This window comes from Streptomyces sp. NPDC030995 (assembly GCF_055571215.1).
Map to the genome: position 1 here is coordinate 1 of NZ_JBVIFS010000049.1, position 14,904 is coordinate 14,904.

The 14,904-nt window shown below is 72.1% G+C and carries 11 protein-coding genes; 7 read left to right on the forward strand and 4 right to left on the reverse strand.

The window, feature by feature from the left end; genetic code table 11:
• Positions 1-383: 383 nt before the first annotated feature.
• The gene (locus ACZ45T_RS36660; RefSeq protein ID WP_319723853.1) at positions 384-884 is read left to right on the forward strand and encodes a hypothetical protein; all 501 of its coding nucleotides are present in this window, start codon (positions 384-386) and stop codon (positions 882-884) included.
• A gap of 74 nt (positions 885-958) precedes the next feature.
• On the opposite strand, the gene kstD is transcribed toward ACZ45T_RS36660, so the two are convergent.
• Both kstD and ACZ45T_RS36670 read right to left on the reverse strand, forming a co-directional pair.
• Positions 959-2,752, reverse strand: a complete 1,794-nt coding sequence (gene kstD, locus ACZ45T_RS36665; protein WP_468448481.1) for a 3-oxosteroid 1-dehydrogenase — start codon at positions 2,750-2,752, stop codon at positions 959-961.
• A 186-nt stretch (positions 2,753-2,938) separates the two neighbouring features.
• Entirely contained in the window at positions 2,939-4,063 is a 1,125-nt protein-coding gene (locus tag ACZ45T_RS36670; RefSeq protein WP_468448482.1) for an aminoglycoside phosphotransferase family protein, read from the reverse strand.
• A gap of 231 nt (positions 4,064-4,294) precedes the next feature.
• Between ACZ45T_RS36670 and ACZ45T_RS36675 the strand changes: the two genes are divergently transcribed.
• Positions 4,295-5,791, forward strand: a complete 1,497-nt coding sequence (locus ACZ45T_RS36675; protein ID WP_468448483.1) for a DNA-binding protein NsdB — start codon at positions 4,295-4,297, stop codon at positions 5,789-5,791.
• 115 nt (positions 5,792-5,906) lie between these two features.
• Here ACZ45T_RS36675 and ACZ45T_RS36680 read toward each other — a convergent pair whose 3' ends face one another.
• Positions 5,907-7,328 (reverse strand): PP2C family protein-serine/threonine phosphatase, encoded by a 1,422-nt coding sequence (locus ACZ45T_RS36680; RefSeq protein WP_468448484.1) that lies wholly within the window; start codon positions 7,326-7,328, stop codon positions 5,907-5,909.
• A 488-nt stretch (positions 7,329-7,816) separates the two neighbouring features.
• Between ACZ45T_RS36680 and ACZ45T_RS36685 the strand changes: the two genes are divergently transcribed.
• The 3 genes from ACZ45T_RS36685 to ACZ45T_RS36695 all read left to right on the forward strand — a co-directional run bounded on the left by ACZ45T_RS36685 (position 7,817) and on the right by ACZ45T_RS36695 (position 12,532).
• Complete coding sequence (locus ACZ45T_RS36685; protein ID WP_468448485.1) at positions 7,817-10,042, forward strand: xanthine dehydrogenase family protein molybdopterin-binding subunit; 2,226 nt, start codon at positions 7,817-7,819, stop codon at positions 10,040-10,042.
• A gap of 23 nt (positions 10,043-10,065) precedes the next feature.
• Positions 10,066-10,521, forward strand: coding sequence for a (2Fe-2S)-binding protein (locus ACZ45T_RS36690; RefSeq protein ID WP_468448486.1), 456 nt, complete (start codon positions 10,066-10,068; stop codon positions 10,519-10,521).
• A 70-nt stretch (positions 10,522-10,591) separates the two neighbouring features.
• Positions 10,592-12,532 (forward strand): APC family permease, encoded by a 1,941-nt coding sequence (locus ACZ45T_RS36695; RefSeq protein WP_468448487.1) that lies wholly within the window; start codon positions 10,592-10,594, stop codon positions 12,530-12,532.
• On the opposite strand, the gene ACZ45T_RS36700 is transcribed toward ACZ45T_RS36695, so the two are convergent.
• Positions 12,450-13,772 carry a PucR family transcriptional regulator gene (locus ACZ45T_RS36700; RefSeq protein ID WP_468448488.1) on the reverse strand — a complete coding sequence of 441 codons (1,323 nt, stop codon included), beginning with the start codon at positions 13,770-13,772 and terminating at the stop codon, positions 12,450-12,452. The two genes, ACZ45T_RS36695 and ACZ45T_RS36700, sit on opposite strands and share 83 nt — an antisense overlap.
• A gap of 158 nt (positions 13,773-13,930) precedes the next feature.
• Here ACZ45T_RS36700 and ACZ45T_RS36705 point away from each other — a divergent pair, with 158 nt between their 5' ends.
• A complete protein-coding gene (locus ACZ45T_RS36705; RefSeq protein WP_468448489.1) occupies positions 13,931-14,494 on the forward strand; it encodes a TetR/AcrR family transcriptional regulator in 564 nt (187 codons plus the stop codon).
• A gap of 120 nt (positions 14,495-14,614) precedes the next feature.
• The gene (locus tag ACZ45T_RS36710) at positions 14,615-14,857 is read left to right on the forward strand and encodes a helix-turn-helix domain-containing protein (protein ID WP_468448490.1); all 243 of its coding nucleotides are present in this window, start codon (positions 14,615-14,617) and stop codon (positions 14,855-14,857) included.
• The last annotated feature ends 47 nt before the right edge of the window (positions 14,858-14,904 follow it).

Below are 14,904 nucleotides of genomic sequence, written 5' to 3' on the forward strand. Positions count from 1 at the left end.
TACGTCCAGTACTCGGGCGCCCCTCCGCCTTGCGATGCACGGCACCAGACAACGCGGGCTTAACCGGCAAGATCCGAAAGAGACGGCCTAGGCCCGTGCCCCGGGGGGTCCGCGGCCGGATCGGCCGTATGGGCCGCGCTCGGTACGGCGAGTCCGACGGCTGCCGCGACGACGGCGGGGGAGATCCTGAAACGGTGACGGTACACCGGCCCCCGTGTTGTTGAACTTGTTCACAACGGCCATGATCAGGCCACCCCGCCGCCCGAACGCGTGTGCGTAGGCAATCGGCGGGCGGGGCGGCCGGCCGGGCGGGGTACGGGTACGGGGCGGGCCGGATGGGGCCCCGGGGCCGGAAATCTCCTGCGGCCACGTACCATGGCGGCATGTCCTTCCTCCGCCGCCACCGCGCCGCCACACCCGCCGGCCCGGACTTCGACGTCCTGGCCATGGACCCGGGGGACTGGCCTGGCAATCTCGGGGCCGGGCTGCTGCCCGCGCCCGACGGCAGCTGCCAGGGTGTCTTCCTCCGCTACGACCTTTTCGGCGGACGCGGCCCCGCGATGATCATCGGAAACCTCCCCGAGGGCTCACCCGCCCGGGACCTCTCCGACGGGGAGGTGCCCTTCGAGGTGGCCCAGCTCCTCGACGCGCTGGAGAACGACGAGGACGTCGAGGTCACCGGTGTCGAGGACTGCCCCGTCATGCAGGGCGACAACCTCCTCATCGTCCGGAAGGTCAAGCTGTCGGAGTCCCGCATCTCCTGCGTCCAGTTCGACCGCAGTGACAACGTGCTGGTCACCATCGCCAGCTGGGACCGCCCGATCACCGATGACCTCTACGCGCTCCTGAAGCCGCTCCCCGCCGAGCTCTTCCAGCAGGGCTAGGGTCTGTCAGCAGGGCTGGGGCCCGTCAGCAGGGCTGGGGTCCGTCTTTCGGCTCAGGGCCTGGCACCCCCCGCTCACGCGTCCGCGATGTCGTTCGCCGCCACGTAGCCGAACGTCATCGCGGGGCCGATCGTCGATCCGGCCCCCGCGTAGCTGTGGCCCATCACCGCCGCGCTGGCGTTGCCCGCCGCGTACAGGCCCCGGATCACCGAGCCGTCCGCCCGCAGCGCCCGGGCCCGCGCGTCCGTCACGATGCCGCCCTTCGTGCCGAGGTCCCCCGGCACGATCTTGAAGGCGTAGAACGGCGGGGCCCAGATCGGCGCCAGGCACGAGTTCGGCTGCACGTTCGGGTCCGTGTAGTAGTGGTCGTACGCCGTGTCGCCCCGGTGGAAGTCGGGGTCGGTCCCGTTCCACGCCTGCGCGTTGAACCGGCCCAGCGTCGCCCGCAGTGCCGCCGCCGGGACCCCGATCTGGCCGGCCAGCGCGTCCCACGTCCACGCCTTCTTCGCGGCGCCCGCCTCGTACCACGCGTCGGGGAAGACGAGCGTCGGCAGGATGTCCTTGAACAGGTACTTGTTGCGGTAGTTCTGATCCACGATCAGCCAGGCCGGGATGTGCGAGCCGACCGCGCCCCGGTCCTTCTCGTACATCACGTGCACCACGTCGCTGTACGGGGCCGCCTCGTTGACGAACCGCGCGCCGTTGGCGTTGACGATCAGCCCGCCCGGCAGGGTCCGTTCGGCCAGGCAGAAGTACGGCTCCCCGGGCAGCGGGATCGACGGGCCCCACCACGCGTCCTCCATCAGGGCCAGCTTCGCCCCGGCCCGCTGCCCCGCCCGGATACCGTCGCCGGTGTTCTCCTTCGCGCCCACCGACCACTGGGTGCCGATCGGCTGCTGCTGGTACTGCGCCCGCATCTCCGCGTTGTGCTCGAAGCCGCCCGAGCCGATGATCACCCCGCGCCGGGCCCGTACGGTCCCCCGTACGCCCTCCTTGTCGACCACCACACCGGTGACCGCACCGCCCTCCTGGACCAGGTCCACCAGGGGGCTGTTCAGCCACACCGGCACCCCGGCCCGCAGCAGCCCGGCCCGCAGCCCGGCCGCCAGGGCCTGGCCCATGGTCAGCGGCTTCTCCCCGCGCAGCGCCGCCTTCGTGCCGCGCGCCAGGCACTCGGTGGAGACGGCGAGCCCCTTCGCGCTCACCGCCGTGAGGTTCAGCCACTTGTAGTCCTGGCTGAAGACCACCATCCCGGCCGGGACCGGCATGTACGCGGGGTTGAGGCGGGCCAGTTCGGCGCCCAGGAGACGGCCGTCGAGCTGGTCGGGCTCGATGGAGCGGCCGTTCGGCAGCCCGCCCGGCAGGTTGGGGTAGTAGTCGCTGTACCCCTCCATGAAGCGGAACCTGAGCGGGCTGTTGGCCATCACGAAGTCCAGCATCCGGGGCCCGTTGGCGAGGAAGGCCGCCTGGCGGTCGGCCGGCACCTCGCTCCCGACGATCGCCGCGAGGTACGTCGCCGCCTTCTGCGGGGTGTCCGGCACACCTGCGCCCAGGATCACCGAGTTGTTGGGGAGCCAGATACCGGCCCCGGAACGGGCCGCCGATCCGCCGAAGGTGGGGGCCTTCTCGACCACCAGCACGCTCAGCCCCCGCTGGGCGGCGGTGAGCGCGGCGGTCATCCCGGCGGCTCCGGAACCGACCACGACGACGTCGTACTCGCCGAGCGGCGGGCCGTCGGAGGCGCCATCGGCCCGGGCGGCGGCGGACGGCAGCACGGTGGCGGCGAGCACCCCGGCCCCCGTCCCGGCGAGGACCGTACGTCTGGTCGGGAGGGCATGGGGCGACGTGCGTGAAGCGCTTGCGGACATGGGCAGGCTCCAGCGGGGTGGGGAGGAGGAAAGTGACTCCAGCATGTCTGATGCTGAGTCAGAAAAGGTCTTCGGGGGATCATGTGATGTCAAGGCATCCGGCGCCGCCGCCTCACGCGTGGACGCACACGAGCGAAGTCCCGTGGCGGTGGGGGCCACGGGACTTCGCGTAGGAGGGGGGACGGGTCAGCGGGTGCCGACCGCCGCGCGGACCGCTCTGCGCGCCATCCCCGCATCGTCGTGCAGACGGCGGAGCAGCAGCCGCTGCTCCTCCCCGGAGGACAGGGCGCCCGTCGGCAGCGGCTGGGTCGGGGCGGTGGCCAGCATCGAGCGCTGCACCGCCGTTTCGGACATCCGGATCTCCCGGGTCAGCACCAGCATCAGATTGATCAGGAACGCGTCCCGTGCGGCCGGACCGGCCGACTGGGCGAGCTTGCTGATCTGGGCGCGGGCGGCCGGGGCGTCGCCCAGCACCGTCCACAGGGTGGCCAGGTCGTAGCCGGGCAGGTACCAGCCCGCGTGCTCCCAGTCGAGCAGCACCGGACCGGCCGGGGACAGCAGCAGGTTGGACAGCAGCGCGTCTCCGTGGTTGAACTGCAGGGCCGTTCCCGACAGTTTCACACCGTGCAGCAGCTTCTGCAGGTCGCCGAGGTCCCGGTCGGTCAGCAGCCCGAGCTCGTAGTCACGCGCGATCCGCCGCGCGTAGTTCATCGGAGTCCCGAACAGCTCGGCCGGCGGCTGCCACTGGTTGACCCGGCACACCGCGCCCAGGGCCGCCCGCAGGTCCACCCGCGGCGGCGGCTCCACCGGGTGACGCTGGAGCGCTGCCACCCGGCCCGCCATCCGCTCGACCACCAGGGTGCAGTTCTCCGGGTCGGCGGCGATCAGCCGGGGTACCCGGACCGGCGGGCGGTGCCGGACGAAGGCCCGGTACGCAGCTATTTCGTGCCGGTAGCGCTCGCGCCATTCCGGCGAATGATCCAGTAAAACCTTGGCGACGGCGGTCATCCGTCCGGTGGTGCCCACCAGGAGGACCGAGCGGCCGCTGCGCCGCAGCACCTGCACGGGCGTGAACTCGGGACAGATCCGCTGCACCGAGGCGAGCGCGGTGCGCAGTTGCGCCCCCTGCGGCCCCGAGAGGTCGATTCTTCCGCTGACGGGCTGTGATCCGGTACTGGGCATCCGCCGCGCCCGGACGGCGCCCTGCGCCGCGGCGGGCTGCCGGCCGGGTTCGAGGTAGGGACCGCCGCCCGCCGGGAGCGTGCGGTGCGACCGGACCGGTGCGGACACGGAGGAGGTTGCTGCGTACATGGTGATACGGATCCCTTCGTGCGCCGACGAGTTGCGTACGCCACCCCGCCGGATCCCGTGCTTCACCCTGGGGAGTTCCGCCGGTGAACCGGGTCGGGGAGGCGCATTCCTACCTGACACCCGACGCAAGGTGGCGAACCATCGGGCGTGCCCTGGCGAAGCCTGGCGAATAGTCGCTGGGCATCTGACGGGGGGCTACTGTCAACTCAGCCGAGAACCTGGGGGCTTGACGTGAGCAAAGGTCCAAACACCCGCTTGAACGACCTGTTCGGCCTGGCCGGCTGGTCGAAGGGCGAACTGGCGAGGATGGTCAACAGACAGGCGGCGGCCATGGGCCACCCCCAGCTGGCCACCGACACCTCGCGGGTGCGGCGCTGGATCGACATGGGGGAGAGCCCCCGCGAGCCGGTGCCCACGGTACTGGCAGCACTGTTCACCGAGCGGCTCGGTCGTGTCGTGACCATCGAGGACCTCGGGTTCGTACGGCAGCGGCGCACCACCAGACGGCAGCCGGACGGGGCTCGCGAGAACCCCGACGGAATGCCATGGGCGCCCGAACGCACAGCCGCGGTCCTCACCGAATTCACGGGAATGGACCTCATGCTCAACCGTCGCGGTCTGATGGGCGCGGGCGCCGTGCTCACCGCCGGCTCCGCCCTCAGCAATGCCATGTACGACTGGCTCCACACCGACCCCGCCCTCGCGAAGGAGGCCCGGCACTTCGGGGACGCCTTCCAGGCCGACCCGGCGGGCTACGACCGCTACGAGGCCGCCCCGATCGGCTCCCAGGAGATCGAGGCACTGGAGCGCTCCGTCGAGGTGTTCCGCGCCTGGGACGCCTCCAGAGGGGGCGGACTCCAGCGGAAAGCCGTCGTCGGCCAGTTGAACGAGGTCGGCGGAATGCTGGCCTACCACCACCCCGACCACCTCCAGCGCAGGCTCTGGGGGGTGGCGGCCAACCTGGCGGTGCTCGCGGGCTGGATGTCCCACGACGTGGGCCTCGAACCCACGGCGCAGAAGTACTTCGTCATCGCCGCGCACGCGGCCCGCGAGGGCGGCGACCGCCCGCGCGCCGGCGAGGCGCTGTCCCGGGCCGCCCGTCAGATGGTCCACCTCGGCAAGCCGAACGAGGCCCTGGACCTGATGAAGCTGGCCCAGTCCGGCTCCGGCGAGCAGACCCTGCCGCGCACCCGCGCCATGCTGCACACCATCGAGGCCTGGGCGCAGGCCGCCATGGGCAAGGGCCAGGCCATGCGCCGCACCCTGGGCGAGGCGGAGGAGCTGTTCGTCTCCGACAAGGGCGACGTGCCGCCGCCGAGCTGGATGCAGCACTTCGACGAGGCGGACCTGCACGGGATGCAGGCCCTGGCGTACCGGACCCTCGCCGACCACGACGCCGCGGCGGCCCCGATCGCCGCCCGCCACGCCAAGGAAGCCCTGCGGCTGCGCGGCGAGGGCTACCAGCGCTCGCAGATCTTCGACTACATCTCGATGGCCTCGGCCTGCTTCATCGCCGACGAACCGGAACAGGCCGACCGCTACGCCCGCCTCGCGCTGGTCTCGATGAACGAGACCTCCTCGCACCGGACCTGGGACCGGCTGCGCGAGATGTACCGGCTCACCGCCCAGTACTCCGGGTACGCGCGCGTCGAGGAGCTGCGCCAGGAGATCAAGCTGGCACTCCCCGACACCCCGGCGCCGCCGAGCCCGCGGAGTAAAGGGGCGTAGTCCCCGGCCGGCGGCGCCCGTACGTCTTGTACACCTCGTACGCCCTGTACCTGTACGGAGACGAGAAAGGCCGCGCCTTCCGGCGCGGCCCCGAAGCCCGTACATCCGGGGTCCGTTACCCGCCGACCCGGGCCACGAGCACGCAGGCGTCGTCCTCCCGCTCGCTCTCGCCGAACTCCTCGATCACGATCCGCACGCAGTCCTGCGCCGACCGCGCCGCCGAGAACCGCGGCGCGAGCGCGAGCAGCCGCTCCGTCCCGTCCGCCCGGCTGAACTCGATGCTGCGCGGCGTCAGTCCGTCCGTGTGCAGGACGAGCAGGTCGCCCACCTCGAGCCGTTCCTCGGCCTGTCCGTACGAGGCTCCGGAGGTGGCGCCCAGGAGCACGCCCTCCGGCGGCAGCAGGGAGCGGCCCGACCCGCGGCGGAACAGCAGGGGGGCCGGATGGCCGGCCTGCGCCCAGGACAGCACCCGGCGCGCGGGATCGTAGCGGCAGCACACGGCGGAGCCGAGCGCGGGCTGTACGGAGGTCTCCAGCAGCTGGTTGAGCCAGCCCATCAGCGGACCCGGCTCGATGCCCGCCATGGCCATCCCGCGCAGGGCGCCCAGCATCATCGCCATCCCGGACGTGGCGGTCACCCCGTGCCCGGTCAGGTCGCCGACCGTCAGCATCGAGCGTCCGTCGGGGAGTTCGAGGGCGTCGTACCAGTCTCCGCCGATGAGCGCGCTGGTCGCGGACGGCAGGTAGTGCGCGGCCACGTCCAGCGTTCCCGCGCTGCTGTGCGGGAAGCGCAGGGAGCCGCGCCACGGGGGAAGCACGGCTTCCTGCAGCTCGACCGCCAGCCGGTGCTCGGTCTGCGCGATCTCCCGCTGGCGCTGGAGCGAGTCCCGGGACTCGCGCACCGCCCGCTGGCTGCGGCGCAGTTCACTCACGTCACGCAGGACGGCCCACATCGAGGCCGTGCAACCGTCGGAGTCGAGTACCGGCTCGGCCCTCATGTGCAAGGTACGGACCCGGCCGTCGGCCCGGACGATGCGGAACTCGCCGTCGATCGGCTTGCCGTCGACCAGGCAGGCGGTGACCCACGCGGTGAGCAGCGGCTGGTCCTCGGAGAAGAGGGTGGAGCCCAGTTCGTCGAGGGGGAGTGCGCCCGCCTCGGGGGAGCGGCCGAAGATCTGGAACAGTTCGTCGGACCAACTGACCTCGTCGGTCAGCAGGTTCCACTCGGCGCTGCCGACGCGGGTCTGGGCCTCGGGCCCGGCTTCCGGGGCCGCCTGCGGGAACTCGATGGCCTCGGGGACCGGCGGCAGGCCCTCCTTGAGCTGACCGAGGTGCTCGCGGAGGTCGTCGAGGTGGTGGACCGCGAGATCGCACAGCGCGCGCTGCCAGCGGCCCTGGGCGTCGTCGTCGTCCACGACGGTGTCGCGGCGGACCGCGTCCACTTCTCCCCGCAGCCGCCGGGTCTGAGAGATCAGCGCGTCCACCGACCCCGGCTCGGGCGGCTGCGCGGGACGGTCCGCGAACAGGTGGGACGGCATGAGAACTCCGATACAGGCGCGGCACGGCCAAGTCTGAAGGAAGGACCGGTAACGACTGTTGCACAGGCAGCGACGGCGTGTAAGGCGTTTGGCAACATCCGCAACGTTCTTGCTTCCGGCATATGCCGTAGGCCTTACGGGTCGTGTTCCCTGTGCGAACGAATCCGGTCAGACGTGCTCCGCGAGGGGGGACCGACCGGGGTCCGACACCAGCCGGTCCGGGCCGAATCGCCGTGGTACGGGCGGCTGGAAACCGGCCATCCGGCCCGCGCGGCTCGATCGTACGGCCGAAGTGTACGAGGCCCTCGCGCGGTTGTAATCGCGTGGGGTGCGGATCAAGGCGTCCACCGCGATACCCCCGAAAGGGTGAGCCCGGTTCCGGTGGTCCGAGGCTTCCCACCGTACGGCCCAATCGCTACTCTACGTGTCGGTAATGAGCCGGGGGAGGTCCGCGCGGGCGGACCCGCGCAGCGTGGGGACACAACGACATGACCGGGCAGAACCGCGCCGCCGGGCAGAGCCGCCGTTCCTTCCTCACCTACCTCGTGGCGGCGCCGACGCTCGCCCTCGTCACCCGCGCCGGCGTCGACGCGCTGGCACCGCAGCCCGCCCACGCCGTGATTCCCTCCCTGCCCGCCATCGCCGACGTGATCGACCTCGGCGACCTGTTCATCCTGGCCGGCGCCCCCACCTCCGCCCTGCTGGCGCTCGCCGTGGAAGCCGACGGAACGATTCGCTTCCGGCTGCCGCGCGAGGAGGTCGGCCAGGGCCTCACCACCGCGGTGGCCATGCTCGTCGCGGAGGAACTCGACGCGCCGCTGGCCGACGTACGCGTGGAGTTGGACGACGCGCGGCCCGAGCTGCTCTTCAACCAGCTCACCGGCTCCTCCAACTCCATCCGCTCCCTCTACGGGCCGGTCCGCCAGTGCGCCGCCACCGCCCGGGCCCGCCTCGTCGCGGCCGCCGCCCACCGCTGGGGCCTCTCCGCGGCCACCCTGACCACCGCGAACGGCGCCGTCCGCGCCCCCGACGGCCGCACCGCCGACTACGGCTCCCTCGCCACGGCGGCCGCCGACCCCGGCCTGATCGTCCTCGGCGCCACCCCCAAGAAGACGGCGAAGCACACCCTCGTGGGCAAGCCCACCAGCCGCGTCGACGCCCGCGCCATGGTCACGGGCGCCCAGCAGTACACCCTCGACCTCGACGTGCCCGGCGCCAAGCCCTGTGTGGTGCGCCGCCCGCCCACCCTCGGCGGCACCGTCCGCGGCGTCGGAAACCTCGCCGCGGTCCGGGCCATGCCCGGCGTGCTGCACGTGGTGACCGTCCCCACCGGGGTCGCCGTCGTCGCCGAGACCTTCGGGCAGGCCATCACCGCCAAGTCCGCCCTCCAGGTCACCTGGGGGCCCGGCCCCGCCGACCAGCTGTCCGACGCCCAGATACGCACCAAGCTGCGCGCCGCCACCCCGCTGCTGGTGCCGCCGCTGCTGACCCCGTACGTGGACGCCGAGTTCGACTTCGCCTTCGTCAGCCACGCCCCGATGGAGACCAACTCCGCCATCGCCGACGTACGGGACGACCGGGCCGAGATCTGGTCCGGGCTCAAGTCCCCGATCGTGGCCCGCGAGACCATCGCCGCCGACCTCGGCCTGCCGCTGGACAAAGTGAAGGTGCACGTGGTCCAGGCCGGCGGCTCCTTCGGCCGGCGGCTCTTCTTCGACGCGGCCCTGGAGGCCGCCCGCATCTCCAAGGCCTGCCGCCGCCCGGTCAAGCTGATGTGGACCCGCGTGGACGACACCCGGCACGGCCGGATGCGCCCCGCCACCCACCACAAGATCCGGGCCACCCACCTGCTGGGCGAGGTGCTCAGCTTCGAGCACCGCGTCGCCGCCGCCGAGACCGACTTCCGGCACGGGCTCGGCGAGATCATCTCCGCCACCGCCGCGAGTCTGCCGCTCGGCATCGGCAACGCCACCCTCGCGCAGACCCTGTTCCTGACCACGGTGAAGTCCCCGTACCACTTCGGGCTCACCACCCAGGCGCTCACCGAGGTGCCGACCGGCATCCCCACCGGCTCCTGGCGCTCGGTGTACTCCGCCAACACGCGCGGAGCCGAGGAGATCGTCGTCGACGAACTGGCCGCGCGCACCGGCCGGGACCCGTACGCCTTCCGGCGTACCTTCCTCAAGACCGCCGCCCAGCGCGCCGTGCTCGACAAGGTGGCGGCGGAGGGGCAGTGGGGGCGGCCGATGGAGGCGGGCTGCGCGCAGGGCATCGCCTTCCACGAGGAGTACAAGTCCCGCACCGCGTGTCTCGTCGAGATCGACACCCGGGACCCGGAGCGCGTCCGCGTCACCAAGGCGGTCATCGCCGTGGACGTGGGCCTGCCCGTCAACCCGCGCGGACTGGAGGCCCAGATGATCGGCGGCCTCACCGATGCCATCTCCACCACCCTGCGCGCCGGGCTGCACCTGGACAAGGGGCTGCCCCTGGAGGGTAGTTACAGCCAGTTCCACTGGGCGAAGCAGCGCGACACCCCGCGTGACGTACGGGTCTTCGTGCTGCCGGCCACCGGCGAGGACCCGGGCGGCGCGGGCGAACTCGGCGTCCCCGCCGCGGTCGGCGCGATCGCCAACGCCTGGGCCCGGGCCACCGGTTCCAAGCCGCGCAGCTTCCCCCTCGACTTCGACGTCGACTTCACCCCCTACCCGCGATAGTTCGCCGGAGCCAGGAGTACGCCGTGCCCTCGCACACCTTCACCGTCAACGGGCAGAGCGTCACCGTGGACGCCCCCGACGACCTGCCCCTGCTGTGGGTGCTCCGCGACATGCTGGGCGTCCGCGGCCCCAAGTACGGCTGCGGGGTGGACGTCTGCAAGGCCTGCACCAGCCATCTCGACGGAGCCGACATCCGCCCGTGCGTGGTGCCCGTCTCCGCGTGCGCGGGCAAGGCGGTGACCACCATCGAGGGGCTGGCCGACGGGGACGACCTGCACCCGGTGCAGGAGGCCTGGCTCGAACAGGACGTCGCCCAGTGCGGCTTCTGCCAGCCCGGCCAGATCATGGCCGCCGTCGCCCTCCTGAAGCGCACCAGCGAGCCCACGGAAGAGGACATCGACGCCATCGCCAACATCTGCCGCTGCGGAACGTACTTCCGTATCCGTGAGGCCATCCGCAGTGCGGCGCGCAAGGTGTGAGCAGGGGATCGCCGCATGACACAGCGGCCAAATGGGGCGAATCGCGCGGAATGTACGTGATCATGCCCCAATGAGGCGTATCAATGCGAAACGCGTGCTGGTGGGCGAGCCCCTCGACACCTCGCGCCTGGGCGAGACCCTGCTGCCCAAGCGGCTCGCCCTGCCGATCTTCTGCAGCGACCCGCTCTCCTCGGTGGCCTACGCCACCGAGGAGATCCTGCTGATCCTCGCCCTCGGCGGCGTCGCACTGCTCCACCTCACCTGGTACGCGGCCGCGGCCATCGTCTTCCTGCTCGTGGTGGTCGTCGCCTCGTACCGGCAGACCTGCCACGCCTACCCGGGCGGTGGCGGCGCCTACGTCGTCAGCTCCGAGAACCTCGGGCAGAGCGCCGCCCTGACCGCCGCCAGCGCCCTGCTCGTCGACTACGTGATGACCGTCGCCGTCTCCGTGGTCTCCGGCGTCTCCGCCATCACCTCCGCGATCCCCTCCCTGAGCGACCACGAAGTGGCCCTGTCGGTCGGCTTCGTGGTGCTGCTGACCCTGATGAACCTGCGCGGCGTACGCGAGTCGGGCCGGATCTTCGCCATCCCCACCTACGGCTTCGTCCTGGTCATCTACCTCATGTTCGCCTGCGCCGCGGTCCGGCTGGCCACCGGCGACACCATCCGCGCCGAGTCCTCCCACCTCCCCATCACCGACGCCGGCACCTACACCGGACTCGCCCTCGTGCTCCTCACGATGCGCGCCTTCGCCTCCGGCTGTACCGCCCTCACCGGCGTCGAGGCGATCAGCAACGGCGTACCCGCCTTCCAGAAGCCCAAGGCCAAGAACGCGGCGACCACCCTCGCCGCGATGGGCGTGCTCTCGGTGACGATGTTCGTGGGCATCACCGCCCTCGCCATGTCCTACAAGGTCCACGTCGCGGCCGACCCCACCGAACTGGGCCTGGCCCCCGGCACCCCGATGTCCACCGCCCTCGCCCAGATCGGCCGCGCCACCTTCGGCAGCTGGCACTTCCTCTTCTACCTGCTCCAGGCCGTCACCGCCGGCGTGCTGGTCCTCGCCGCGAACACCGCCTTCAACGGCTTCCCGATGCTCGCCTCGATCCTGGCCAAGGACCGCTACGCGCCCCGCCAGCTCTTCAACCGCGGCGACCGGCTCGTCTACTCCAACGGCGTCGTGCTCCTGGCCCTCGCCGCGATCGCCCTCATCGTCGCCTTCGACGCCCAACTGACCCGCCTCATCCAGCTCTACATCATCGGCGTCTTCGTCTCCTTCACCCTCTCCCAGGCGGGCATGGTCCGGCACTGGAGGAGGGAGCTCGCCTCCCCCGCCACCCCGCGCGAGGAACGGGTCCACATCCACCGCAGGCTCGCCATCAACGCCGTCGGCGCCACCCTGACCGCACTGGTCCTGGTCATCGTCCTGATCACCAAGTTCACGCACGGGGCCTGGCTGGTCGTCATCGCGATGCCGCTGCTCTTCCTCGGCATGAAGGGCGTACGCCGCCACTACGACCAGGTCGCCCGCCAAGTCGCCGTCGCCCCCGACGCCACACCGCGCAAGCCGGCCCGCCACCACGTCCTGGTCCTCGTCTCCGCGGTGCACGCCCCGACGCTCAAGGCCATCGGCTACGCGCAGGCGCTGCGCCCCGACACGCTGACGGCGGTCACCGTCGCCGCCGACGAGGCGGACGCGGCCCGGTTGCGCGAGGCGTGGGCCGAGCACGATCCCGGTCTTCCGCTGAAGATCCTCCACTCGCCGTACCGCGAGGTGGTGGGCCCGATCCTGGCCCACGTCGAGGAGCTGGCCACCGACTCGGCCACCGACGTGCTGTCGGTGGTGATCCCGGAGTACGTGGTGGGCCACTGGTGGGAGCAGCCCCTGCACAACCAGAACGCGCTGCGGCTGAAGGCGCGGCTGCTGTTCACGCCCGACGTCGCGGTGATCGACGTGCCGTTCCTGCTGGAGTCGGCGCGACCCGTGGAGCCGGCGCGGCAGGAGGGTTAGGCCCCGGCGGTTCCCCGGTGCCCCGCTGGATCACCGCCGCGTGCGCCAGCGCCAGTTCCACCACGTGCCGCGGGTCGGAGAGGGAGCGGCCGGTGAGCTGCTCCAGGCGGCGCAGCCGGTTGGAGACGGTGTTGCGGTGGCAGTACAGCCGCTGCGCGGCGTACGTCGTCGAGCCCTGGCAGGCCAGCCAGATGCCCAGGGTGGTCAGGAGCACCCGCCGGTCCTCCGCGGGCAGCGCGAGCACCGGGCCCAGCACCACCTGCCGCAGCCGGCCCGCGAGTTCGTCCTGGGCGGCGACCAGCGCCGCCGGCAGCCCCTCGTCCAGCAGTGCGGTGCGCGGGCCGCCGGACTCGGGAACGGTCCGCAGGGCGAGGACGGCCAGCCGGTGCGCCCCGGCCAGCTCGGCCGCCGCCCCGACGACCGGGCCGACCCCGGCGCGTACGCCGAGGGGCGCGAGCAGTTCCCGTACGGACTCCAGCGGATGGTGGCCGAGCTCCACGAGGCCGCTCTCCCCGTCGGCGCGGATCCGCCACAGCACGCGCGGAGCGGAGGCGGCGCCGGGGCTCCCGGCTGCCGGGCCCGTGGCCGTACGGCCGCCCGTACGCGTGGCCGTGCGGGCGTCGGTACGAGCGGCCGCGGCCGCGCCGCCGGAAGCCACCACGACCACCGCGAACCGGCCGCGTTCCGGCAGGCCCAGCTGCGCCGCGGCCTGCGCGGCCGTCGGCCCGTCCGTGGTGGCCGTACCGTCCAGCAGCAGGTCCAGCAGGGCCGCCCGGCGCTCCCGCTCCCGGTCGGTGTGCGCGGCTTCCGTCCGGCGGTACGACTCGGTCACGGCGTCCGTCATCTGGTCCAGTACGTCCCACAGTGCGCTCGCGCCCGGGAGCAGCCGGGGCAGCGCGGCCCGGTCGTGCGCGGCCACGGCTTCGGTGAGGCTCTGCCAGAGCGCGCGGCCGCCGCGGCGGTAGGTGCGCAGCAGGGAGCCGAGCGGCAACCCCTGCTCGGCCCGCAGCTCGCCGACGGCCCGGGCGTCGGCGAGCTCCGGCGGGAGGCCGCGCGAGCTGCGGACCAGACCCTCGACGGCTTGGCGGAGGTGGTGGTGGATCCGCTCGCGCAGCTCGGCCCGGCCGAGCAGGGCGGCGTACGCGGGGTCCTCGGCCAGCGTCCGGTCGGCGAGCCGGTCCGCCGCCACGGCGATCCGGCGGGACAGGTCCTCGCGTATCTCCTCGATGATCCGCTCCATGGCGGGCAGCCTGACACGGGGGAGGGGGCGCTGGGGAGGGGGCGGTGGCCCGGGGACGGTGGGGAAGGGTGCGGGAACGGGCGCGTCCGCTACCGTGAGGTGAGCACTGCACTTGTAGTGCTCACCGTGAGGTGCCGCATCACCCCGAGGGACCCGTCATGCGCCAGAACCCGCAGCGCCGCGCCGCACTGCTCGACGCCGCCATCGAAGTCCTGGCACGCGAGGGATCGCGCGGCCTGACGCTGCGCGCGGTGGACGCGGAGGCGGGCGTGCCCACCGGCACCGCCTCGAACTACTTCGCCAACCGGGCCCAACTGCTCGTGCAGATCCTGCACCGCACCCGGGAGCGGCTGGTCCCGGACCCGGCGGACCTGGCGGGGCCGCTGGACACCAAGGTGCTGCTCGGCCAGCTCATGGACCGGATGCGGCGCGAGCGCAGTGTGCACATCGCGATGCTGGAACTGCGACTGGAGGGCACCCGGCGCCCCGAACTCCAGGCGGAGCTGGCCGGTTTCCAGGGCGCGGAGCTCGAAGCGAACATCGCCTGGCACCTGGAGGCGGGCCTGCCGGGGGACCGGCAGGGAGTGGTCCTGCTGTACCTCGCGATGCTGGGTCTGATCGTGGACGACCTGACCGCGCCGGCCCTGCTGGAGTCCCACCCGGTGGAGGGGCTCATCGAGGCGATGGTCGAACGCCTCCTCCCGGAGCGGTCCGTTGGCTGACCGGGGAGGGCCGGGATCCGGTGATCTTATGCTCAGGTTTACGCGAGTCTGCTGGTTTTGCGGCCTGTAAACGACTTTGATGGATCGGCCAGGCCTCGTACCGGAGCAGGGGGACCACTCATGAGAACAGACCACAGTCAGAAGGACACCACGCCCACCCTGATCGGTTCCGTTCAGCGCGCGCTGCGCCTCGTGGAGGCGATGCACGCGGAAGGAGGGGCGACGGCCAAGCGGCTCTCCCGGATCACCGGGATCCCCCTGCCCACCGTCTACCACCTGCTGCGCACCCTCAGCCACGAGGGCTACGTCCAGCGCGAGGGCGGCTCCTTCCGTCTCGCGGACGATCTTCCGCTCGCTTCGTGATCAAATTCCGACGCGTTCCGGCCAAGCTCTCACGCGGTTCGTGGCAT

What these genes read in the sequence shown, in the direction of transcription:
- ACZ45T_RS36660 (WP_319723853.1), top strand. Translation starts at nt 384, where the DNA reads ATGTCCTTCCTCCGCCGCCACCGCGCCGCCACACCCGCCGGCCCGGAC.
- kstD (WP_468448481.1), bottom strand. Translation starts at nt 2,752, where the DNA reads ATGTCCGCAAGCGCTTCACGCACGTCGCCCCATGCCCTCCCGACCAGA.
- ACZ45T_RS36670 (WP_468448482.1), bottom strand. Translation starts at nt 4,063, where the DNA reads ATGTACGCAGCAACCTCCTCCGTGTCCGCACCGGTCCGGTCGCACCGC.
- ACZ45T_RS36680 (WP_468448484.1), bottom strand. Translation starts at nt 7,328, where the DNA reads ATGCCGTCCCACCTGTTCGCGGACCGTCCCGCGCAGCCGCCCGAGCCG.
- ACZ45T_RS36685 (WP_468448485.1), top strand. Translation starts at nt 7,817, where the DNA reads ATGACCGGGCAGAACCGCGCCGCCGGGCAGAGCCGCCGTTCCTTCCTC.
- ACZ45T_RS36695 (WP_468448487.1), top strand. Translation starts at nt 10,592, where the DNA reads ATGAGGCGTATCAATGCGAAACGCGTGCTGGTGGGCGAGCCCCTCGAC.
- ACZ45T_RS36700 (WP_468448488.1), bottom strand. Translation starts at nt 13,772, where the DNA reads ATGGAGCGGATCATCGAGGAGATACGCGAGGACCTGTCCCGCCGGATC.
- ACZ45T_RS36705 (WP_468448489.1), top strand. Translation starts at nt 13,931, where the DNA reads ATGCGCCAGAACCCGCAGCGCCGCGCCGCACTGCTCGACGCCGCCATC.
- ACZ45T_RS36710 (WP_468448490.1), top strand. Translation starts at nt 14,615, where the DNA reads ATGAGAACAGACCACAGTCAGAAGGACACCACGCCCACCCTGATCGGT.